Genomic DNA, 20,566 nt, shown 5'->3' on the forward strand with positions numbered 1-20,566 from the left:
TGTCCGAACCCGAATTTATCCCGTTCCCATGAGCTACCAGCTTCAATTCGGCGAGCTTGCCGAGTACGCCGGCGTGTTCGCGAGCGGCGCGGCGATCACGCTCGCGCTGACCGCGGTCGCGACCGTGCTCGGCGTGGCGGTCGGCGTGCTCGGCGCGGCCGCGTACAGCGCCGACGCGCGCGCGGCCGTGCGGTTGCGCCCGCTGATCGGCGCGTACGTCGAGGCGATTCGCAATACGCCGTTCGTCGTCCAGCTGTTCTTCATCTTCTTCGGCTTGCCGGCGCTCGGCGTGCACATCGACGAATACACGGCCGCGATCCTCGCGATGACGCTCAATCTCGGCGCGTACTCGGTCGAGATCGTGCGCGCGGGCGTGGCCGCCGTGCCGAAAGGGCATCTGGAGGCAGCCTCCGCGCTGGCGATGTCGCGCGCGCAGATGCTGCGCCACGTCGTGCTGCCGCAGGCGCTCGCCAAGGTGTTTCCCGCGCTGTCGAGCCAGATCGTGATCACGATGCTCGGGTCGGCGGTCGTGTCGCAGATCTCGGTGGCCGACCTGACCTATGCGGCCAGCTACATCCAGTCGCGCAACTTCCGCGCGTTCGAGACGTACTTCGTGATCACGCTCGCGTATCTGGCGATGGCGCTGCTGATGCGCGCGACGCTCGGCGCGATGGGGCGCCGCCTGTTCTCCCGCCGCGTGCGAGGTGCGCGATGACCGATTTCACGTTCGGGCAGATTCTCGCGAACCTGCTGCTGGCCGCGCGCTGGACGATCGTGCTGTCGATCGTGTCGTTCGTGTCCGGCGGCCTCGTCGGCCTCGGGCTGCTCGTGATGCGCGTGTCGAATTCGACGGTGCTGCGCGGCGTCGCGAAGCTCTATATCGAAGTGTTCCAGGGCACGCCGTTGCTGATGCAACTGTTCATCGTGTTCTTCGGCCTGCCGCTCGTCGGGCTCGACGTTTCGCCGTGGGTCGCGGCCACCGCGGGGCTCACGTTCTTCACCAGCGCCTATCTGGCCGAGATCTGGCGCGGCTGCGTCGAGGCGGTGCCGAAAGGGCAGTGGGAAGCATCGGCCAGCCTGGCGATGAGTTATGTCGAGCAGTTGCGTCACGTGATCCTGCCGCAGGCGGCGCGCATCGCGATCGCGCCGACGGTCGGCTTCGGCGTGCAGGCCGTGAAGGATACGGCGCTGGTGTCGATCATCGGCTTCACCGAGCTGACGAAGGTCGGCATCGCGATCTCGAACGCGACGTTCCGGCCGTTCGTCGTGTATGGCCTCGTCGCGCTGATCTATTTCGCGCTCTGTTATCCGCTTACCCGTTATGCGCGCACGTTGCAAAGGAGATGGCATGCCGCTCGTTGAAACCCGGGGTCTCGAAAAGAACTTCGGCACCCATCATGTGCTCAAGGGCATCGATCTGTCCGTCGAGCGCGGGCAGGTCGTGTCGATCATCGGCCGCAGCGGTTCGGGCAAGAGCACGCTGCTGCGCACGCTCAACGGGCTCGAGAGCATCGACGCGGGCACGATTTCGGTCGACGGCGAACGCGTCGACGCACGGCACGCGGATTTGCGCGCGCTGCGGCTGAAGGTCGGCATGGTGTTCCAGCAATACAACCTGTTTCCGCACCTGAGCGCCGGACAGAACGTGATGCTCGCGCAGTCGGTGGTGAAGAAGTCGCACCGGCAGCAGGCGCGCGCGATCGCGGAACTGATGCTCGAGCGCGTCGGCCTCGGCGACAAGTTCGACGCGTTTCCGGAACACCTGTCGGGCGGCCAGCAACAGCGCGTCGCGATCGCGCGTGCGCTCGCGATGAAGCCGAGCGTGCTGCTGTGCGACGAGATCACGTCCGCGCTCGATCCCGAGCTCGTCGGCGAGGTACTGGGCGTGATCGAGCAACTCGCGCGCGAGGACATGACGTTGATCATGGTCACCCACGAGATGAACTTCGCGCGCGCGGTGAGCGACAGGATCGTGTTCATGCACCAGGGGCGCGTGTGGGAGAGCGGGACGGCCGACGAGATCTTCGAGCGGCCGCAGACGGTGGAGTTGACGCGGTTCCTGGGCAGCGTGCGGAACCCGGAAAGCGCTACGCGCTGACCGACACGGCCGTGCGGCCGGGCCGCCGACCAGATGACAAGACCGTAATCGACGCCTCACCTTCCGGACAGCGCGCGAATCGCAGAATGGACACCACTCCTCATCGCATCGATGCGGAGCGGAGGTCCGGCCTGATCTGCGGACGCGAACACGCCATCTCGAGAGGTGAACATCATGAACAACCTGATTCGTGCAGTCCTGCTGTCCTGTGCGCTGAGCGCACCGATCGTCGCATTTGCGCAAACCGCCGACCAACCGGTCACGCGCGCCGACGTGCGCGCCGACCTGGTCCGGGCGGAGCGCGACGGCACCGTGCCGACGTCGAACTGGGACTATCCGCCGAGCACGCAGACGATCGCGCGCAATCGCGAGCTGTATGCGATCGCGCATGGCGACCGGCCCACGACAATGGCCGCGACGTCGGCCGCCGTGTCGACGGCGAGCGCGCAATGAAGGGGGGCACTGTATCGACACGCGCGACGGGACTGGCGATCGCCGCGTGGCTCGCGGCGGCCGCGGCCCCGGCTTTCGCGCGCGGGCAGCCGCAACTGCCTGAAGACGACGGCGGGCGCGCCAGCGTGCTGCGCGCGCTGGATCCCGACTTCGATCCGCCCCACGCGGCAGTCGACCTCCGGCCGGCGAGCCGTCACGCCGCGCCCATCAGCCGCGCGCCGAGCGCGATCCCGCGCGCGGACAACAGCGCGCCGGCCGCCCGCTGACGGGCGTCCCAGCCCGCCAGCGCGGCGTCGAACGCGGCGCCGCGTGCGACGTCGCGCAAGGCTTCGGCCAGATCGACCGCGTTGTCCGCCGCTTTCGCGACGCCTCCCGCGGTGTGCGGGCGCACGATGCAGGCGGCGTCGCCGAGCAGCACCGCGCGGCCGAAGGCCATGCGTGCGGTCGCGAGATCGACGATCGACTGCGCGAACGGCGCGGGGGTCGCATCGACGAGCGCGGCGAGCGTCGGCGCGAGCATCCGGTCGGCGGCGTCGACGAGTTCCGCGCGGTTGTCGTCGCGCATCGCGCCGGGCGGCAGCGACCCGTCGCGCTGCGTGCCGTCGCGCGCCAGGAACAGCGACGGCAGCCGGTCGGACGCGAGCCGCCGGTACCACACCCAGTTCACGCGTCGCCCGCCCGGTTCGGTCGCGCCGTCGGCGCCGGGCACCAGATAGGTAAGGAACAGGTGCCGGTCGCCTTGCTGGAACGTGAAGCGTTCGCGCAGCAGCATCAGCACCTGCTCGGGCAGCGCGCGTTCGTCGACGAGCCCGCGCCACGCGACATAGCCCGCGTACGCCGGCTGCACGTCCGGCAGCAACTGCGCGCGTACGGTCGAGCGGCCGCCGTCCGCGCCGATCAGCAGATCGGCCGTCTCGGCGCGGCCGCTCGCGAAATGCGCGACGATCCGCTCGCCGTCCTGCTCGAACCGCTCGAACGCGTCGCCGGCGTGGATGATCCCGGCGGGCAGCGCACGCTTGAGCGCCGTGTAGATTGCATTCCACGCGGTCTGCGTCTGCGGCATCGCGAAGCGCTGCACGATCCGGTCCTGCGCGTCGACGTAGATGCGGTCGATCGAATCGACGCCCGCGTCGCGTGGCAGCGCCACGCCGCCGAACGCGAACGCGCGCTCGATCGGCGGCTGCAGCACGATGCCGCCGCCGCGGCTGTCGAGTGCGTGCGGCGATTGCTCGAAGACGCGGACGTCCCAGCCGGTCGCGCGCAGCGCGGTCGCCGCGAACAGCCCGCCGACCGATCCGCCGGCGATGACGGCCTTGCGGCCCGATCCGTGTTCCATCCGATGTTCTCCCGATGATGCCGCGTGCGGCGGGCGTTGCGTCAGCCGGCCCAGCCGCGCAGGAAATCGAGCAGCAGCGCGTTCACGCGCTCGGGCTGCTCCTCGTGCGGCAGATGTCCGCACTGCGCGATCGGCTCGGCACGCAGATGGGTCGCCATGCCTTCCCACACGGCTTTCATGTCGAACATCTTGCCGACCGCGTAGAAATCCTCGCCCCAGATCGCCATGGTCGGGCACGCGATCCTGACATCCGCATCGACGAGGTCCTGCCGCACGTCTTCGGCGTTCGCGCGATAGTCGGCCAGCGCGCCGCGCACGGCGCCCGGACGCCGATACGCGCGCACGTACGTGTCGAACGCATCGCCCGAGATCGCGTGCGGGTTGTAGCACCAGTCGGCGAAAAAGTAGCTGAGCCATTCGGCTTCCTTGCCGGCGATCAGCGCCTCCGGCAGGTCGGGCACCTGGTGGAACAGGAAAAACCAGTACGCGCGCGCGGTTTGCGCGGTCATGTTCTGCGCGACGATGCGCGTCGGCACGTTGTCCATCACGACGAGCCGGTCGACGCGTTCGGGGAAGTCCTTCGCGAAACGCGTCGCGACGCGTGCGCCGCGGTCGTGCCCGACGAGCGCGATGCGCCCGATGCCGAGCGCATCGAGCAGCGCGGCGAGATCGCGGGCCATGTTGCGCTTGTCGTAGCCGGCCGCGGGCTTGTCGGTTTCACCGTAGCCGCGCAGGTCGGGCACGATCACGCGATAGTGCCGTGCGAGCGCCGGAATCTGGAAGCGCCACGCGAAGCTGGTTTCGGGGAAGCCGTGCAGCAGCACGACGACGGGCCCCGCGCCGGCCTCGATGACGTGCTGGCGGATGCCGTTTGCCGTAACGGTGTGATGGGTCGGTGCAAGCGTGTCGGTCGTCATGTGGGAATCCCGGTTTTGCGGGCGGTGCGCGATACGGCACGCGTCCAATGCTGTCCGAGGATAGGGCAGGTGACGTGCGTCGCGGCTGAATCGTTCTGAACCGGCCTGAGCGCCGCGCCGCGCGGCGGCATCACTTGCGGCGGGGGCGCTTGCCGGAGGCGTCGGACGCGACACGTTGCAGCGCGGCCGGCGTGCCGTTCAGGAACGCGTCGATCTGCCGCTCGATTTCCGCGTCGAGATCGTCGGGCACCGGCAATCCGTATACCCACTTGCGCACGCCGAGATAGAAGATGCTCGCGTGCAGGCTCCACACCAGTTCGATTTCCGCGTTGCGCTGCGCTTCCGACGCCGGTGTCGCGATGTCGTACGCGTGCCGCAGCTCGCGCAGCACCGGCAGGAACACGCGTTCGCGCAGCCGCGACAGATAGCGCGTATTGAAGCCCTCGCGGCTGAGCCCCGCGAAGATGAACGTGCGGATCCATTCGCGCCGCAGGATCGTCTGCGCGTACGACCGGTAGAACGCGACGAGCCGCTGCTGGAGCGGAACCGAGCGGTCGGCGATCAGTTTTTCCCACGCGGGGTCCCACGTGTAGACCTCGTCGTATACGCGATCGATCAGCGCTTCCTTGCTCGGGAAATACCGGTAGAGCAGCGGCTGGGTCACGCCGATCTGCCGCGCGAGCTCGCGCGTGCTGCCGGAAAAACCGTGGGTCGCGAAGTGTTCGACCGCCTTTTCGACGATCTGTCGCTCGCGTGCTTCCGGCGTGAGGCGGCGGCCCGATGTGCTGGCGGTGTCGTCGGCGGTCGTCCCGCGCGCACGGGGCGCTGCATTGCGCTTGGTCTCGGTCATGCGTCGGCTCCTGAATGCGGCCATTCTGCACTTATCGATCGAAAAATAGCAAGGCGCACCCCGGCGAGGGGCCGCGCGGGCCGGCCGCGAAGGCGCGCGCCGTGCCGCGCGCGGTTCGGCGGTTTCAGAAAATTTCAGGTCGCCGCCATGACTTTCAGGCCCGCATTCCCTACGCTTGCTCCCGAACCGCTGCACGAGGCCGAAGCCCTTCGGCCGGCCCGCGGCGCAACCGGAACGGACCATGGCTTACCTGATCTCGCCGGGAGCCGGCATTGCAGTCGGCTTCCTGCACCCCCTCGTGCGCGTGCAGTTGCCCGCGCGGCCGCTGACCGCGCTAGCGGGCCTGCTCGGCCTCGTCTTCCGCGAGCAGGCGATTCCGCTCGTGCAGGCGCAATTGCGCGCGCTCGCCGCGCGGGTCCGCGATGCGGACACCTTCGATAGAACCGCGGAAGCCACGCCATGCAGCCCGCGCAAGTAACGGCAGCGGGCGCGGCGGCCCCCGATCGCCTGCGCGGCGAGGATGTGTTTCTCGCATCGATCGCCGGCTACGTCGACACGCTCGGCTTCGTCGCGCTGTTCGGGCTCTTTACCGCGCATGTCACCGGCAACTTCATTCTGATCGGCTCGGGCCTCGCCGGTGTCGGCCAGGGCCTGATGATCAAGTGGCTCGCGTTTCCGGCATTCATCGCGGGAATCGTGGCCGCCCGTATGCTCGATCACCGGATGCGCGTGCGCGGGCATGGCCCGCGGGCGCGCTCGCTGTACGCGCTGCAGACGATCCTGCTGGCCGGATTCATGCTCGCGGGCGTCGCGGCGTCGCCGATCGGCAGCGCCGATGCGCCCGCGACGATCGTCTGCGGGCTGCTCGGCGCGGCGGCAATGGGCGTGCAGAACGCGCACGGCCGGCTGACCGCGCGCACCGTCGTCGCGAATACCGTGATGACCGGCAACGTCACGCAGGCGGTCATCGATGCATTCGACTGGCTCGTGCCGATCGCCGCGCCGGCCGAACGGGAAGCCGCACGTGCGCGGCTGCGACGCACGCTGCCGCCGGTTGTCGGTTTCGCGCTCGGCGCGGGCGCCGGCGCGAGCGCCTACCTGTACGCCGGGTTCTGGGCGCTGGCGCTGCCGCTCGTGGTGCTTGGTTTCCTCACCTGGCGCTCCGGCCGGACCGGCGAGCCTTCCGCGTCGCGCTGAACGCCGATTCCGCACGCGGCGTCGGTTGCGAGCGCCAAGGGGGGGCGGCGAAGCCGCTCCGCGTTTCTTCGTTTCTTCAACGCTGACTTCGGGACCGGCTTGATGCAGGTCGGCAAGCGCGAGACCGTTCGACCATTCGCGGAAAGCGCAGCGTCACGCGCGCGCGGTGAACCGGTCGACGAGGTCGTGGTGACCGAGCTGTTCGACCCACCAGCGTAGTGCGCGCCCGGCTTCGTCGGCGCGCCACGCGATATAGCAATGGGTCGTGTCGCGCATGCCGGTCACCTCTCGCGCGACGAGCCTGCCTTGCGCGATCGCGGGCGCCGCGATGCAGTCCGGGAGCGTACCCACCGCGAGCCCTTCGCATTGCGCGGCCAGTTTCGCCGCGAGCGTCGGCACCGCGAGATACGGTTGGCCAGCATCGACCGCGACCGATTGCGGCTGAAGTTCGCGGGACGTGTCGGAGATCACCGCGCCGCGATACTCGACGATCGACGCCATCGACAGCGGTTCGGGCAGCGCCGCGAGCGGATGGCCAGGGGCGACCGCGAACACGTGCCGGAGTGTGCCAATGGGCTGCGCCACGATGTCGGGCAGTTCCGGCGGCTCGCCCGCGGCGCCGATAATCAGATCGGCCCGCCGCGAAATCAGCGCATCCCAGGTGCCGCCGAGCACTTCGGTGGAGAGTCGCAGCCGCGTGTCCATTTCAAGATCGTAGAACGCATGGACGTATGGCCACATCATGTCGAAGGGCAGTATCTCCGCGATGCAGACGCGGACCTCGGTTTCCCAACCTTGCTGCGCGCGCTGCGCCTTCCGTTCAAGCTGTTCGGCGGCATGAAGGAGACGGCGACCCTCCTCGACGACGACGCGGCCCGCGCGCGTGAGCTTCGCACGACGCCCGCTGCGATCGAACAACGCGACGCCCAGGTCGCTCTCGAGTTTCTGTACGACGTATGTCAGTGCGGACGGCACGCGGTGCACCAGCTCTGCCGCGTCGGCAAACGTACCGGTGCGGTCGATCGCGTCCAGTGCCTCGAGTGCTTCGAAAGACAGCTTCATGGTGAATTTCGCTACAGCAAGGGCATCGGGCGGTGTCGGACCGTCGAGCGATGCTGTTCACAACGGTTCGTCATCCGACGTGCCGAGACACGCACGCGTGCGCGCCAACAGTCGGGCCGCCGCCGCATTCGCTCGACGTCCCGCCTGTCACGTCGGCGTGGATTCGCGTCGCTTCACGGCGGCGTCGGCGTGTGCGCCGGGCAGCGCGCCGAACATGTGCTGGCTGCACTTCGCATCGCGCCATGCGGTTCCCGGTCGGATGCCGTCGACCATCCGTCGCACCACGGGCAGAATCTGCTCGCCGGCCAGAATGCCGAGCAGGCCGACCAGGGCGACGGCGGGCGGCGCCGGCGATTGCACGCCGATCAGCGCGTAAACGACGCCGGCGAGGATGCCGGCGAGAAGCGAAGCAATGTACGGTTTCATGGGTCTTGAGTGGAGTGACGGCCGTTGAAAAGACGGATAAATACCGGGCTGGCGTCGATCCGAAAGTCTTGGGCCAGCCTATCAGGTCTGCGTGTTCGTCGTGAGCGCATTCAATCAAATTCAGATCTTTTCAGTCTGAATTCAACGCGTGACGAGAATCAGAACAATTAACTGGTGCGGTCGCACATTCGCGTATTGAATGACGCAGGCCGGTTTCCGACACCGCGCATTGGACGCTTCGCGGATTCGTCGGCCAGGCGAGCTTCATTTTTCTCCGCGTCAAAGGACATCACCATCATGAGCAACCCCAAGCTTGAAGTACTTACCCCGCACAACAGCCAGCTGATCTTCATCGACCAGCAGCCGCAAATGGCGTTCGGCGTGCAGTCGATCGATCGCCAGACGCTGAAGAACAACGTCGTCGGGCTCGCGAAGGCCGCGAAGGTCTTCAACATCCCGACCACGATCACGACGGTCGAAAGCGAGAGCTTCTCGGGCCACACGTATCCCGAGCTGCTCGACGTGTTCCCGAACCAGAAGACGCTCGAACGCACGTCGATGAACTCGTGGGACGACCAGAAGGTGCGCGACGCGCTTGCCGCGAACGGCCGCAAGAAGGTGGTCGTGTCGGGCCTGTGGACCGAAGTCTGCAACACGACGTTCGCGCTGTGCGCGATGCTCGAAGGCGACTACGAGATCTACATGGTCGCCGACGCATCGGGCGGCACGACGCAGGCTGCGCACGACTTCGCGATGCAGCGCATGGTGCAGGCCGGCGTGGTGCCGGTCACGTGGCAGCAGGTGCTGCTCGAATGGCAGCGCGACTGGGCGCACCGCGAGACGTACGACGCGGTGATGGCGATCGCGAAGGAGCATTCGGGCGCATACGGGATGGGCGTGGACTACGCGTACACGATGCTCCACAAGGCGCCGCAGCGCACCGCGACGCCGCATGAGTCGATTGCGCCGGTTCCGGCGAAGTAAGCGCAGACGGCCTGCAACGGCTGATGCCGGTGCGGCGGGTTCGATGCGAACGCGCCGCATTGGCTCCATGGCCGCGGGCGGCGGACGTGACCGAAACACGCATGCCGCCCGCGGCATGCCGGTCGAAACACGGCGCCTGCATTTGAATTTGTCCGGGAGATTTATCGCATGAAACCTTATCTGGTTTCCCTTGGTGCGGGCCTGCTGATCGGCGTGATTTACAGCGCCATCAAGGTTCGCTCTCCCGCACCGCCGCTGATTGCGCTGGTCGGGTTGCTCGGCATGCTGATCGGCGTGCAAGCGTTACCCACCGTGAAACAGCTGTTTGGCTTCTGATCAACAAGAGGTGATGCACATGACCGCAACCGTGACCCAACCGGATCTGATCCTGCATAACGGACGATTCACGACGCTCGACCGCACGAACCCCGTCGCCACGGCAGTCGCGATTGCCGCCGGCCGCTTCGTCGCCGTCGGCAGCGACGCGGACGTCATGCCGCTCGCGGGCCGCGCGACGAAGGTGGTCGATCTCGGCGGCCGCGGCGTGCTGCCGGGCCTGATCGACAACCACTGCCACGTGATTCGCGGCGGCCTGAACTACAACATGGAACTGCGCTGGGACGGCGTGCCGTCGCTCGCGCTCGCGATGGAGATGCTCAAGCAGCAGGTCGCGATCACGCCCGCGCCGCAGTGGGTGCGCGTGGTCGGCGGCTTCACCGAACACCAGTTCGTGGAGAAGCGGCTGCCGACGATCGACGAACTCAATGCGGTCGCGCCGGACACGCCCGTGTTCATCCTGCACCTGTACGATCGCGCGTTGCTGAACGCGGCGGCGCTGCGGGTGGTCGGCTACACGAAGGACACGCCGGAGCCGCCGGGCGGGACGATCCTGCGCGATGCGGCGGGCAACCCGACCGGCCTGCTGCTCGCGAATCCGAACGCGACGATCCTCTACGCGACGCTCGCGAAGGGGCCGAAGCTGCCGTTCGAGTATCAGTACAACTCGACGCGCCATTTCATGCGCGAGCTGAACCGGCTGGGCGTGACGGGCGTGATCGACGCGGGCGGCGGTTCGCAGAATTATCCCGACGATTACGAAGTGATCCGCAAGCTGCACGACGCGGGCGAGATGACGATCCGGATCGCGTACAACCTGTTCACGCAGAAGCCGAACGCGGAGAAGGAAGACTTCGTGAACTGGACGAAGAGCGTCAAGTACCACGACGGCACCGACTACTTCCGCAATAACGGCGCCGGCGAGATGCTGGCGTTCTCGGCGGCCGACTTCGAGGATTTCCGCGTCGCGCGGCCGGACCTGCCCGCGCAGATGGAGGACGATCTCGAAGGCGTCGTGCGCGTGCTCGCGGAAAACCGCTGGCCGTGGCGCATGCACGCGACCTACGACGAAACGATCAGCCGCGCGCTCGACGTGTTCGAGAAGGTCAACGAGGACATCCCGCTCGAAGGGCTGAACTGGTTCTTCGATCACGCGGAAACGATCACCGAGAAATCGATGGACCGGATCGCCGCGCTCGGCGGCGGCATCGCGGTGCAGCACCGGATGGCGTACCAGGGCGAATACTTCGTCGAGCGCTACGGCGCGCAAGCCGCGGAGGCGACGCCGCCGGTCGCGAAGATGCTCGCCAAGGGGCTGAAGGTGTCGGCCGGCACCGACGCGACGCGCGTCGCGTCGTACAACCCGTGGGTGTCGCTCGCATGGCTCGTGACGGGCAAGACGGTCGGCGGCATGCGCATGTATCCGCAGCGCAACCTGCTCGATCGCGAAACCGCGCTGCGGATGTGGACCGAGTACGTGACGTGGTTCTCGAACGAGGAGGGCAAGAAGGGGCGCATCGCGGTGGGGCAGCTTGCCGACCTGGTGGTCCCGGATCGCGATTTCTTCGCATGCGCGGAGGACGACATCGCCGCCACGACCGCGTTGCTGACGGTGGTCGACGGGAAGATCGTGTGGGGCGCGGGGCCGTTCGCGTCGCACGACGCACCGATCCCGCCGGCGATGCCGGACTGGTCGCCGGTGCGCGAGTTCGGCGGTTATGGCGGATGGGGCGCGACGCAGCGCAACGGCGCGCCGCTGCAACGCGCGGCGGCCGCCGCGATGTGCGGCTGCGCGAATGAATGCAACCTTCACCAGCATGCGCACGCGAGCGCATGGGCAAGCACGTTGCCGACGTCGGATGCGAAGGGCTTCTGGGGCGCGTTCGGGTGCTCTTGCTGGGCGATCTGACATCGCGTGCCTACCGCTGCGACTCCCCGGCATGGTTCCGCACGCTGCCGCTCGCGGTGCGCGTGTTTCTCGTCGGTCGTCCGGGCCGCCCGGATGAGTCGCCTGCATCCCGCTGAATCAGAATCCGCGCGCGGCGCCAGGCCGCGCGCGTCAACATCACGGAGAAAACCAATGAGTTCATTCAACCTGCGCAACCTGCTGCGCATGACCGCCGCGTCGTCGGCCGTGCTCGCCGCGCTGCTGGCCGGCGCGCCGGCATTCGCCGACGAAACCCACCTCGACGACATCGCGTCGCCGGCCGCCGCCGCGCGCGCTCCCGCCATTGCGGTCGGCCCGCAGTACGACACGACGCACGTGTGCGTCGCACCCGAAGATTTCGACCGCTTCACCGACAGCTTCGTCGCGACGTTCGGCGGCAAGAAGTCGAAACAGGGCGTGTTCCAGGTCACGCCGACGCCGAGCCAGACGATGTCGCAGCTCGTGCTGACACCGGTCGGCACGATCTCGGTATTCGGTTTCAAGACGCCGATCCCGTATCCGTTCTGCGAGGAACGCACCGGCTATCTCGTCACCGACATGGACGTCGCGGTGAAGTCGGCGCGCGCGCATGGCGCGGACATCGTCGTGACGACGTTCCCCGACCCGATCGGCCGCGACGCGATCGTCCGCTGGCCGGGCGGCGTGAACATGCAGCTGTACTGGCACACGCAGGCGCCGAACTACGACCCGCTGCAGACGGTGCCGGAGAACCGCGTGTACGTATCGCCGGAAAGCGCGAGCAAGCTCGCACGCGACTTCGCCGCGTTCTCGCACGGCAAGATCGTGTCCGACGTGCGCCATGCACCGGGCATCGAAATCGGCCGGCCGAACGACACGTACCGCCGCATTCGCATCGAGTCGGGCTTCGGCAAGATGACCGTGCTCGCGACCGATGGCCACCTGCCTTACCCGTTCGGGCGCGAAATGACGGGCTACGAAGTGGCCGATCTCGCCGCGACGCTGAAGCAGGCCGAAGCCGCGGGCGTGACCGTGCTCGTGCCGCCGTTCAAGTCGGACGGCCGCGACGCGGCGCTCGTGCAGTTCCCGGGCGGCTACGTCGCCGAAATCCACGCGCGGTCGAAATGACGGGGCGCCGGCCGATGAAGCGATCGTGGCGCGGTGCGCTGCCGTGCGTCGTGCTGGCGGGCGGCGCCGCGTTGCACGCGGGGTCGGCCGTCGGCGCCGATGCCGCCGCCGATGCCAATGTGTCGGCGGCCGGCGCGGCCGCGTCGCCGGCCGCCGCCGCCGCGGCGTGCACCGCGAAGCGCCCGACGGTGTCGTTCAACCGCTGGCAGGAAGACTGGTCGGCGCTCGCGAATCCGTGCGTGCCGCGCAAGCCGTTCGACGCGCTGAAATACATACGGCTCGGCGACGACCCGTCGACCTACCTGTCGCTCGGCGCGAACCTGCGCGAGCGCTTCGAACTGAACAACGCGCCGCTGTTCGGCCTCGGCGCCGCGCACGACGACAACTACGTGATCCAGCGCGCGAACGTGCATGCGGACCTGCGCTATCGCGGACACTTCCAGGCATTCGTGCAGTTCGTCGATGCGCGGCCGTTCGGCAAGGACACGGTCGGCCCGGTCGACAAGGATCAGCTCGACCTCGAGCAGGCGTTCGTCGCGTACGTCGATCAACTGGGGCCCGGCACGTTCAAGACGCGGATCGGACGCCAGGAGATGGCGTTCGACTTGCAGCGTTTCGTGTCGGTGCGCGACGGCCCGAACGTGCGGCAGGCATACGATGGACTGTGGACCGATTACGAAATCGGCAAATGGCGGCTGATCGGCTATGTGACGCGCCCGGTGCAGTATCGCAATGCGGCCGTGTTCGACGACGTGTCGAACCGGCACCTGCGATTCGACGGCGTGCGCGTCGAGCGCACCGGCACGGGGCCCGGCGATCTGTCCGCGTACTGGTCGCGCTATACGCGCGACAACGCGCGCTATCCGGATGCCTCCGGCACCGAGCGGCGCGACGTGTTCGACATGCGCTACGCGGGCAAGACCGACGGGTTCGACTGGGACGTCGAGGCGATGCTGCAGACCGGCCACGTCGGGCAGGACACGGTGGGCGCATGGGCGTTCGGCGCGCTGGGCGGCTACACGTTCGCGAAGACGGCCGGCACGCCGCGCATCGGCATCCAGGTCGACGGCGCATCGGGCGACGCGCATCCGGGCGACCGGCGCGTCGGCACGTTCAACCCGATGTTTCCGAACGGCTATTACTTCACGCTCGCCGGCTACACCGGATACAGCAACCTGATCCACGTGAAGCCGTCGCTGACGTTCAAGCCGGCCAGCTCGGTGACGGTGCTCACCGCCGTCGGCTTCCAGTGGCGGCAGACGACCGCCGACGCGATCTACGGGCAGGGGATGTCGGCGGTGCCGGGCACGGCCGGCAAGGGCGGCGCGTGGACGGGGATGTACGCGCAGGCGCGCGTCGACTGGCTCGTGAACGCGAACGTCGCGCTCGCGCTCGAGGCCGTGCACTTCCAGCTCGGCTCGTCGATTCGCGCGCTCGGCGCGCGCAATGCCGACTATCTCGGGATGGAAGCGAAGTTCGGCTGGTGACGCGTCGCGCCGTGCCGCGCGCGTCAGGGCTGCGCGCGGGCGAGCGATTCGACGAAATCGATGAACGCGGTCACGCGCTTCGAGCCGCGCTGGTTCGGCAGGTACAGCGCGGTGATCACCGCGCGCGCCGAGCCCGGCGTCACGTCGTATCGATCGAACAGCCGCTGCAGGCGGCCGGCTTCGATGTCCGCGTCGACCAGCCAGTCGGGCAGCAGCGCGATGCCGGCGCCGTCGAGCGCGGCCTCGCGCAGCACCTCGCTGTGATTCGATTTCAGCCGGCCGGTGACGACGACCTGCGTCGTGCGTTGCGCACCGGCGAACGTCCACGTCTGCTGGTCGACGCCGAAATGAAAGCGCAGGCACGCATGATCGACCAGTTCGCCCGGGGTCGCGGGCGTGCCGTGCGCGTCGAGGTACGCGCGGCTCGCGACCACGTAGCGCCGGAACGTGCCGAGCGGCCGCGCGACGACTTCCGCGGTCGGGGCCGCGTCGCCGAGCCGGATCGCGACGTCGATCCGGGCGGACACGAGATCGACGCGTTCGTCGGTGAGCTGCAGGTCGAGGTCGAGCTTCGGATGGCGCGCGACGAACGCGGCGACGTGCGGCGCGATGCGGCGCAGCCCGTACGCGACGGGGACCGACACGCGCAGCGGCCCGGACGGTTCGTCGCCGCGATCGGCCACCAGCGCGTCGGCATCGGCGAGTTCGCCGAGCACGCGTTTCGCGCGCGCATAGTAGACGGCGCCCGCGTCGGACAGCGTGACCTGCCGCGTCGTGCGGTTCAGCAGCACGGTGCCGAGCGACGCCTCGAGCGCATCCACCGCGCGCACGACCGACGAAGCGGCGAGATCGAGCCGGCGCCCCGCGCTCGAGAAGCCGCCGGCTTCCGCGACTTCGACGAACGCGCGCAGCGCGGAGAATTTGTCCATGGGGTCGCCTCGGTGCGGGTTGTAACGGCGCATTGCATGCGGTTCGCATTCTAGCGCCGGCCGGCGCGGCGGCCGCGCGCACGTGCCGCGTCTTCAGGACAATTCAGGCCACGCTCAGGATTTTCGCCGCGGCGCCCGATAAGCTGCGCGACATTGCGTGTTGCACGGGTCGGTCGTTCGTGACCGGGCGCGCGCACGGTTCGTCCCGGAGAACACATGAAGAACCCGTTCCGGCACGCGTGCGTCGTGCATGCGGCCCGCTTGCTCGTCGTGGCCGGATGGGCGGGCCTGCTCCCGTCCGCGGCGTTCGCGCAGGCCGCAACGTCGCCCGACGCCCGCGCCGATGCGCGACCCGGCGCGCAATCCCCGGCGCCAGCCGCCGCCGCGGGCCTGCAGCCTCCCGGCTTCTATCGGCAGAAGATCGGCGATTTCACGGTGATCGCGCTGTCCGACGGCACCCATCCGTTTCCGGTCGACACGGTGTTTCGCGACATCTCGAAGGACGAGATCCGGCGCGATCTCGACCGCGCATTCCTGGAGCCGCCCGTGCAAGGGTCGATCAACGCGTTCCTGGTCGATACCGGATCGAAGCGCATCCTCGTCGACGCGGGCGCCGGCACGCTCTACGGCGACTGCTGCGGCAAGCTGATCGACGACCTGCGCGCGGCCGGCTACGCGCCCGCGCAGATCGACGAAGTGCTGCTCACGCATCTGCACAAGGACCATGTCGGCGGCATTGCGTCGAATGGCGCGATGACGTTTCCGAATGCCGTCGTGCGCGTGAACGCCGTCGAGGCCGCGTACTGGCTCGATCCCGCCAACAAGGCGCAGGCGCCGGCGTTCCTCGCGTCGTTCTTCGACGCGGCCGCGGCGGCGGTCGCGCCTTACGTGGCGGCCGGCCGCTTCAAGACGTTTCGGGGCGAAGCGGCGCTCGCGCCCGGCATTCGCGCGGTGCCGATGCCCGGCCATACGCCGGGGCATACGGCTTATCTGATCGAGAGCGGCAATGCGGGCCTGCTCGCGTGGGGCGACATCGTGCACGTGGCGGCGATCCAGTTGCGCGACGTCGACGCGACGGTCCAGTACGACAGCGATGCCGGCGCCGCCCGCCGTACGCGGCGGGACACGCTGAAGCGCGTCGCCGATCGACGCTATCTCGTCGGGGCCGCGCATATCGCGTTTCCCGGGCTTGGCCACCTGCGCCGGGACGGTGCGCAATACGACTGGGTGCCGGTCAACTACGACGCGACGCCGGTGCGGTGACGAGCCGGCCACATCGGCGAGGCCACATCCGTGGCAGCATGCGCATGCTGCGGCATTCTGGAGGACGACGCGCCACGATGTGAATCGCTCACGCGCGTCGCGTGTCGTGATCCGGCGCCGTCGTGAGCCACGGCCGTCCGGTGCGTGATCGCGAGTCCGAGATACCGCGACGACACGTCCAGCAGACATCCGGCAAAATCAATCATCATTTCGTTGTTTCCCCTGCATTCGTATAAGCAAAATCTTCATCACGCCGCGCACGGCGCGAGCGTCGCCTGCGTCGCGGCAAGCCGGGCAATGTTCGGTACAGCCGCTATTGCGCCAATCTCGTCGCGTTGCTCGCCGAAGGCGTCGAGCAAATACTCGGTCAATCTGCGCACCCGCGCGGGGAGATTGCGTCTGGACCGGTAGACGAGGCAGGCTTCCAGCGGCGCGACCTGCCACGCATCGAGCACACGCACGAGTTCGCCGCGATTGAGCGCCGCTTGTGCGAGCGGGTCGGGCAGGATTGCTACCCCCTCGCCGTCGACGGCCGCCGCGAGAAGCGCATGAGGACAATTCGTGCGCAGCGCCGCGCGCGAGGCAAGCGACACACACTCCCCGGAGGCTGCATGGCCGACCGTCCATACCGAATGCTGTGCGCCCGTCGCGAGGCAAGCCTCGGCCGGCACATCGAGCGGGTGAGCGAGAGCGCTGGTCCGTTCGAGCCACGCAGGACTCGCATAGAGCCCGAGATGCACGGCCGCGAGTGATCGCGCGATGCACGACGACGGCGCCGAGCGACCGACGACGATCGCGAGGTCTGCAAGATCGCCGAGCGTATCGGCCAGGTGATCGACGCGCCGCACGTCGACCCGTACTTTCGGCCACGCGCGCATGAAGCGGACCAGGACGGAAGTGAGGCGGGCGGTATCGAAGATTGCCGGCACCTCGATGCGGACGTTACCCGCGCAATCGCCGGCTTCGTCGCTGCCGGTACGCGCGAGGTCTTCATAGGAGGACAGGACGCCCGTGACGCGCTCGAGCACCGCATGGCCGGCCGTGGTCAACGCGACGCGGCGCGTGGTCCGGTTGAAGAGCTGCACACCGAGCATCGTTTCAAGATCCTGCACCGCGCGGCTTACCGACGGTACGCCAACATTGGTGGCGTCGGCTGCCCGCGTGAAACTGCCGTGGTCCGCCACTGCCTTGAATACCTCCAGCGCTTTCAGACGCTCCATATCGACCTCCGATCATTGATTGGCTTGCATGGAGCCATGTTGGCGGGGAGACGCGCGTCGGGCCAGTTACGACTTGTTAAGCGTTGCTAAGTCGGCGCCCGGATCCGTGCCGATCCTCGTCGGCTGCAGCAAAACAGGTTTTTTTAAGATCTTTTAAGGGCGCGTACTGCGCTTTTGAGTAATGATTGGCCGTTTTTGCGTCAATGTGCGCGCCCGGCGCACCGTATTGGCCGACACTCAACCCGCGCGATGACGCTCTCGATGACCGCTCCTTACAGCCTCGCGTTCGGCCCTTTTACGCTGCAATTCCCGCAACGCGTCCTGCTCAAGGACGGGACGCCGCTGAAAATCGGCAGCCGCGCGCTCGACATTCTCGTCGTACTTGTCGAGCAGGCGGGCGCGCTGGTCTCGACGCGCAATCTGTGCGACAGCGTCTGGGTGGACAACGTCGTCGAGGAAGGCGCGCTGCGCGTGCATCTGTCGGCGCTGCGCAAGGTGCTCGGTGACGGACCGGACGGTGCGCGTTACATCGTCAACGAGACCGGACGCGGCTATCGCTTCGCCGCGCCCGTTACCCGGGCCGAAGCAGTGGACCCGGCCGCACCACGGCCTCATACGCACGCAACCCGGCCTTCCACCGGGTCCGACAGCGGTTCGCGCATACCGGTCACGCTCGCTCGCGTGATAGGCCGCGAGGATGTCATCGCAGGTCTGACCGACCACTTGCCCGAGCGACGCTTGCTCACCATCGCCGGCCCGGGAGGCATGGGCAAGACGACCGTCGCCGTCGCCGTCGCGCATCGCTTCGCCCAGCGCACCGGCGTGCGCGCCGTGTTCGTCAATTTCGCGCCGGTTTCCGCGGCCGCGAGCGCGGCCAGTACGATCGCGTCGGCGCTCGGCGTTGCCGTCTCCAGCGGCGATCCGGTACCCGACCTCATCCAGGCGCTTGGGGCATCGCCGGTGCTGCTGGTGCTGGATAACTGCGAGCATCTGATCGATGCCGTTGCCGTGCTCGCCGAGCAACTGCTGCAAGGCGCGTCGGGCGTGCATCTGCTGGTCACGAGCCGCGAGCCGCTGCGCGCGGAAGGCGAATCCGTCCATCGCCTCGCCGCGTTGCCGTCGCCCGAGACTGACGCAGGCGTGAGCCTCCACGACGCCGTGCAGTTCCCGGCGATCGCGCTGTTTCACGACCGCGCGCGCGCCGCCAATGACCGGTTTGCGTTGAGCGACGCGAATCTGGGCTCCGTCATCGATATTTGCCGACGGCTCGACGGTATCCCGCTCGCGATCGAGTTTGCGGCGGCGCGCGTCGGCTTGATGGACGTGCATTCGATTGCAGCGCGGCTCGACGACCGCTTCGCGCTGCTCACGCAGGGCCGCCGCACGGCGCTTGCGCGCCAGCAGACGCTGCGCGCAACGCTCGACTGGAGCTATGAATTGCTCCGGCCGGAGGAGCGCCAGGTGCTGCGCCGCCTCTCGGTCATGCGGGCCGCCTTCGGCATGGATGCCGCCGCGGCTGTCGCAGCCGGTGGCGACGTCGATGACCTCGCAGCCTTCGACGCCGTCACCGGCCTGATCGCCAAGTCGCTGATCGCCTGCGCAATCGACGATTCGGACCATCCCTATCGACTGCTCGACACGACGCGCCATTACGCGTATATGCGACTTGAAGAGGCGGACGAGCTCGATGACGCGCGCCGCCGCCATGCGTTGTACTGCTGTGCGATTTTTGCCGACCCCGTGGCGGCGTGGGAAGGCAAGGCGCCGCGTCAGTGGCTCGCGATTCACAGCCAGCGAATCGACGATGTGCGAGCCGCGTTCGATTGGGCGGCGGGCCAGGATGGCGAGCCGAAGCTCGCGATCGACCTGCTGATCGCGACGGCGCCGCTGTGGTTTCATCTTTCGCTACCTCACGAATTCCTCGGGATGGCCGAGCGCGCAATCGCCGCGGCGGAAAACTCGGATCTGGCGGGCAAGGAGCAGCATATCGAACTGCTCGCCGCGTACGGTCACGCGCTCTGGCACACGCGCGGGCCGACGGCGGCGATGGCGAACGCGTTCGACGCCGCACAGGCCGCCGCGCAGCGCCTCGGCGACGACCGGCTCGCATTGCGCATGCTGTGGGGCGTGTGGGCGCATCGGACGCTCGCGGGCGCGTACGCGGAAAGCCTCGAACATGCGCGTGCGTTTCGCGCTGCCGCCGCACGCACGGGCGATTTTTCGACGACGCAAACCGGCGAACGGATGTGCGCGCTGTCACATCACTTCCTCGGGGACCACGATATCGCGCGCGCATTGATCGAAGCGGTGATGGCTCGCGACAAGGACCCGGTGCGCGCGACGCACGCGAACCACGCGCAGGTCGACGCGCATATCGCGGCGATTTCCATTCTGATGCGCATTCTGTGGCTGCAGGGCGAGACGGACGCGGCGATGGCGCTCGCGCGCGACTGCGCGACGGAGGCGCTCGCGATCGATCACGATCTGACTGTCTGTTACGGACTCGCGATCGGCTCGATCGCCGTCGCGACATGGGAAGGCGAAGTGGCGCTCGCGCGCGAATGGACCGTGCGGCTTCGCGAGCGCACGCGCCGGCGCGGTCTCGCGTATTGGGACAAATGGGGCGAGGGCTTCGAGGCCATTCACGAAGGCAGACCTGTCACGCCGGCAGGCGCCACCCCGATGCAACTCGAAGTGTTCGCGTGCGCTGGCGACGCAGGGAGCGCAAACGCATTGATCGAAGCTGGACGGGCGAACACGCCATCGTGGTTACAGGCGCATTTGCTGGAAGTCGCGGCAACGCGCGGTGTGCGGACATGAAGCGACGGTAAATCGGCTCGAAGCGTGCGTCACGAGCGTGAACGCTTTGCTGGACACGGGCTTAACGCCTCTTAGCAACGCTTAACTGTCGCTCGTGCGGGAATCCGATGAGAATTTCTTCTGTCGACGGCCAACGGTGCCGGATCGACAAGCA

The 20,566-nt window shown here is 68.0% G+C and carries 20 protein-coding genes; 13 read left to right on the plus strand and 7 right to left on the minus strand.

Annotation, left to right across the window (positions count from 1 at the left end; translation table 11 throughout):
- Positions 1–28: 28 nt before the first annotated feature.
- From CFB49_RS31075 to CFB49_RS31090, 4 genes are all read left to right on the plus strand, one after another.
- On the plus strand, positions 29–715 hold the full coding sequence (locus CFB49_RS31075; protein WP_069616618.1) for an amino acid ABC transporter permease: 687 nt from the start codon (positions 29–31) through the stop codon (positions 713–715).
- Positions 712–1,362, plus strand: coding sequence for an amino acid ABC transporter permease (locus CFB49_RS31080; protein WP_069616617.1), 651 nt, complete (start codon positions 712–714; stop codon positions 1,360–1,362). Before CFB49_RS31075 ends, CFB49_RS31080 begins: the two co-directional genes overlap by 4 nt.
- Entirely contained in the window at positions 1,349–2,098 is a 750-nt protein-coding gene (locus CFB49_RS31085; protein WP_069616616.1) for an amino acid ABC transporter ATP-binding protein, read from the plus strand. Before CFB49_RS31080 ends, CFB49_RS31085 begins: the two co-directional genes overlap by 14 nt.
- A 174-nt stretch (positions 2,099–2,272) precedes the next feature.
- Positions 2,273–2,551 carry a DUF4148 domain-containing protein gene (locus tag CFB49_RS31090; RefSeq protein WP_089493714.1) on the plus strand — a complete coding sequence of 93 codons (279 nt, stop codon included), beginning with the start codon at positions 2,273–2,275 and terminating at the stop codon, positions 2,549–2,551.
- Between the two features lie 193 nt (positions 2,552–2,744).
- Here the strand turns inward: CFB49_RS31090 and CFB49_RS31100 are convergent, their stop codons facing one another.
- The 3 genes from CFB49_RS31100 to CFB49_RS31110 form a co-directional block, all read right to left on the minus strand.
- Positions 2,745–3,887, minus strand: coding sequence for an FAD binding domain-containing protein (locus CFB49_RS31100; RefSeq protein WP_089493295.1), 1,143 nt, complete (start codon positions 3,885–3,887; stop codon positions 2,745–2,747).
- Positions 3,888–3,928: 41 nt separating this feature from the next.
- A complete protein-coding gene (locus tag CFB49_RS31105; RefSeq protein ID WP_069616612.1) occupies positions 3,929–4,804 on the minus strand; it encodes an alpha/beta fold hydrolase in 876 nt (291 codons plus the stop codon).
- Between the two features lie 130 nt (positions 4,805–4,934).
- On the minus strand, positions 4,935–5,654 hold the full coding sequence (locus CFB49_RS31110; RefSeq protein WP_089493296.1) for a TetR/AcrR family transcriptional regulator: 720 nt from the start codon (positions 5,652–5,654) through the stop codon (positions 4,935–4,937).
- A gap of 241 nt (positions 5,655–5,895) precedes the next feature.
- Here CFB49_RS31110 and CFB49_RS31115 point away from each other — a divergent pair, with 241 nt between their 5' ends.
- Both CFB49_RS31115 and CFB49_RS31120 read left to right on the plus strand, forming a co-directional pair.
- Complete coding sequence (locus tag CFB49_RS31115; protein ID WP_089493297.1) at positions 5,896–6,132, plus strand: DUF1427 family protein; 237 nt, start codon at positions 5,896–5,898, stop codon at positions 6,130–6,132.
- Positions 6,114–6,851 carry a YoaK family protein gene (locus CFB49_RS31120; protein ID WP_069616609.1) on the plus strand — a complete coding sequence of 246 codons (738 nt, stop codon included), beginning with the start codon at positions 6,114–6,116 and terminating at the stop codon, positions 6,849–6,851. The genes CFB49_RS31115 and CFB49_RS31120 overlap by 19 nt, the downstream gene beginning before the upstream one ends.
- A 153-nt stretch (positions 6,852–7,004) precedes the next feature.
- On the opposite strand, the gene CFB49_RS31125 is transcribed toward CFB49_RS31120, so the two are convergent.
- Together CFB49_RS31125 and CFB49_RS31130 are read right to left on the minus strand one after the other, a co-directional pair.
- Complete coding sequence (locus CFB49_RS31125; protein WP_069616608.1) at positions 7,005–7,913, minus strand: LysR family transcriptional regulator; 909 nt, start codon at positions 7,911–7,913, stop codon at positions 7,005–7,007.
- Between the two features lie 147 nt (positions 7,914–8,060).
- Positions 8,061–8,339, minus strand: coding sequence for a XapX domain-containing protein (locus CFB49_RS31130; protein ID WP_089437650.1), 279 nt, complete (start codon positions 8,337–8,339; stop codon positions 8,061–8,063).
- Between the two features lie 297 nt (positions 8,340–8,636).
- Here CFB49_RS31130 and CFB49_RS31135 point away from each other — a divergent pair, with 297 nt between their 5' ends.
- The 5 genes from CFB49_RS31135 (at position 8,637) to CFB49_RS31155 (ending at position 14,180) form a co-directional block, all read left to right on the plus strand.
- Positions 8,637–9,323, plus strand: a complete 687-nt coding sequence (locus CFB49_RS31135) for a hydrolase (protein WP_069616606.1) — start codon at positions 8,637–8,639, stop codon at positions 9,321–9,323.
- A gap of 168 nt (positions 9,324–9,491) precedes the next feature.
- Positions 9,492–9,659, plus strand: a complete 168-nt coding sequence (locus tag CFB49_RS31140; protein ID WP_059579100.1) for a DUF1427 family protein — start codon at positions 9,492–9,494, stop codon at positions 9,657–9,659.
- Positions 9,660–9,678: 19 nt separating this feature from the next.
- Positions 9,679–11,568 (plus strand): amidohydrolase, encoded by a 1,890-nt coding sequence (locus tag CFB49_RS31145; protein ID WP_089438134.1) that lies wholly within the window; start codon positions 9,679–9,681, stop codon positions 11,566–11,568.
- A 171-nt stretch (positions 11,569–11,739) separates the two neighbouring features.
- A complete protein-coding gene (locus CFB49_RS31150; RefSeq protein ID WP_069619205.1) occupies positions 11,740–12,693 on the plus strand; it encodes a VOC family protein in 954 nt (317 codons plus the stop codon).
- Between the two features lie 14 nt (positions 12,694–12,707).
- Positions 12,708–14,180 carry an alginate export family protein gene (locus tag CFB49_RS31155; protein WP_089493715.1) on the plus strand — a complete coding sequence of 491 codons (1,473 nt, stop codon included), beginning with the start codon at positions 12,708–12,710 and terminating at the stop codon, positions 14,178–14,180.
- A gap of 23 nt (positions 14,181–14,203) precedes the next feature.
- On the opposite strand, the gene CFB49_RS31160 is transcribed toward CFB49_RS31155, so the two are convergent.
- On the minus strand, positions 14,204–15,109 hold the full coding sequence (locus tag CFB49_RS31160) for a LysR family transcriptional regulator (RefSeq protein WP_069619204.1): 906 nt from the start codon (positions 15,107–15,109) through the stop codon (positions 14,204–14,206).
- A 216-nt stretch (positions 15,110–15,325) separates the two neighbouring features.
- Between CFB49_RS31160 and CFB49_RS31165 the strand changes: the two genes are divergently transcribed.
- Positions 15,326–16,372 (plus strand): MBL fold metallo-hydrolase, encoded by a 1,047-nt coding sequence (locus CFB49_RS31165; protein ID WP_089493298.1) that lies wholly within the window; start codon positions 15,326–15,328, stop codon positions 16,370–16,372.
- A gap of 248 nt (positions 16,373–16,620) precedes the next feature.
- Here CFB49_RS31165 and CFB49_RS31170 read toward each other — a convergent pair whose 3' ends face one another.
- Positions 16,621–17,592 (minus strand): LysR family transcriptional regulator, encoded by a 972-nt coding sequence (locus CFB49_RS31170; RefSeq protein WP_089493299.1) that lies wholly within the window; start codon positions 17,590–17,592, stop codon positions 16,621–16,623.
- Between the two features lie 261 nt (positions 17,593–17,853).
- Here CFB49_RS31170 and CFB49_RS31175 point away from each other — a divergent pair, with 261 nt between their 5' ends.
- A complete protein-coding gene (locus tag CFB49_RS31175) occupies positions 17,854–20,412 on the plus strand; it encodes an ATP-binding protein (protein WP_179234988.1) in 2,559 nt (852 codons plus the stop codon).
- Positions 20,413–20,566 lie beyond the last annotated feature (154 nt).

This window comes from Burkholderia sp. AU17457 (assembly GCF_002223255.1).
In the GTDB taxonomy this organism is placed as follows: domain Bacteria; phylum Pseudomonadota; class Gammaproteobacteria; order Burkholderiales; family Burkholderiaceae; genus Burkholderia; species Burkholderia sola.

Coding starts and splice junctions, on each gene's coding strand:
- CFB49_RS31120 (WP_069616609.1), top strand. CDS start 6,114: ATGCAGCCCGCGCAAGTAACGGCAGCGGGCGCGGCGGCCCCCGATCGC.
- CFB49_RS31140 (WP_059579100.1), top strand. CDS start 9,492: ATGAAACCTTATCTGGTTTCCCTTGGTGCGGGCCTGCTGATCGGCGTG.
- CFB49_RS31080 (WP_069616617.1), top strand. CDS start 712: ATGACCGATTTCACGTTCGGGCAGATTCTCGCGAACCTGCTGCTGGCC.
- CFB49_RS31125 (WP_069616608.1), bottom strand. CDS start 7,913: ATGAAGCTGTCTTTCGAAGCACTCGAGGCACTGGACGCGATCGACCGC.
- CFB49_RS31115 (WP_089493297.1), top strand. CDS start 5,896: ATGGCTTACCTGATCTCGCCGGGAGCCGGCATTGCAGTCGGCTTCCTG.
- CFB49_RS31085 (WP_069616616.1), top strand. CDS start 1,349: ATGCCGCTCGTTGAAACCCGGGGTCTCGAAAAGAACTTCGGCACCCAT.
- CFB49_RS31110 (WP_089493296.1), bottom strand. CDS start 5,654: ATGACCGAGACCAAGCGCAATGCAGCGCCCCGTGCGCGCGGGACGACC.
- CFB49_RS31075 (WP_069616618.1), top strand. CDS start 29: ATGAGCTACCAGCTTCAATTCGGCGAGCTTGCCGAGTACGCCGGCGTG.
- CFB49_RS31090 (WP_089493714.1), top strand. CDS start 2,273: ATGAACAACCTGATTCGTGCAGTCCTGCTGTCCTGTGCGCTGAGCGCA.
- CFB49_RS31135 (WP_069616606.1), top strand. CDS start 8,637: ATGAGCAACCCCAAGCTTGAAGTACTTACCCCGCACAACAGCCAGCTG.
- CFB49_RS31160 (WP_069619204.1), bottom strand. CDS start 15,109: ATGGACAAATTCTCCGCGCTGCGCGCGTTCGTCGAAGTCGCGGAAGCC.
- CFB49_RS31100 (WP_089493295.1), bottom strand. CDS start 3,887: ATGGAACACGGATCGGGCCGCAAGGCCGTCATCGCCGGCGGATCGGTC.
- CFB49_RS31175 (WP_179234988.1), top strand. CDS start 17,854: ATGACCGCTCCTTACAGCCTCGCGTTCGGCCCTTTTACGCTGCAATTC.
- CFB49_RS31155 (WP_089493715.1), top strand. CDS start 12,708: ATGAAGCGATCGTGGCGCGGTGCGCTGCCGTGCGTCGTGCTGGCGGGC.
- CFB49_RS31130 (WP_089437650.1), bottom strand. CDS start 8,339: ATGAAACCGTACATTGCTTCGCTTCTCGCCGGCATCCTCGCCGGCGTC.
- CFB49_RS31170 (WP_089493299.1), bottom strand. CDS start 17,592: ATGGAGCGTCTGAAAGCGCTGGAGGTATTCAAGGCAGTGGCGGACCAC.
- CFB49_RS31145 (WP_089438134.1), top strand. CDS start 9,679: ATGACCGCAACCGTGACCCAACCGGATCTGATCCTGCATAACGGACGA.
- CFB49_RS31105 (WP_069616612.1), bottom strand. CDS start 4,804: ATGACGACCGACACGCTTGCACCGACCCATCACACCGTTACGGCAAAC.
- CFB49_RS31150 (WP_069619205.1), top strand. CDS start 11,740: ATGAGTTCATTCAACCTGCGCAACCTGCTGCGCATGACCGCCGCGTCG.
- CFB49_RS31165 (WP_089493298.1), top strand. CDS start 15,326: ATGAAGAACCCGTTCCGGCACGCGTGCGTCGTGCATGCGGCCCGCTTG.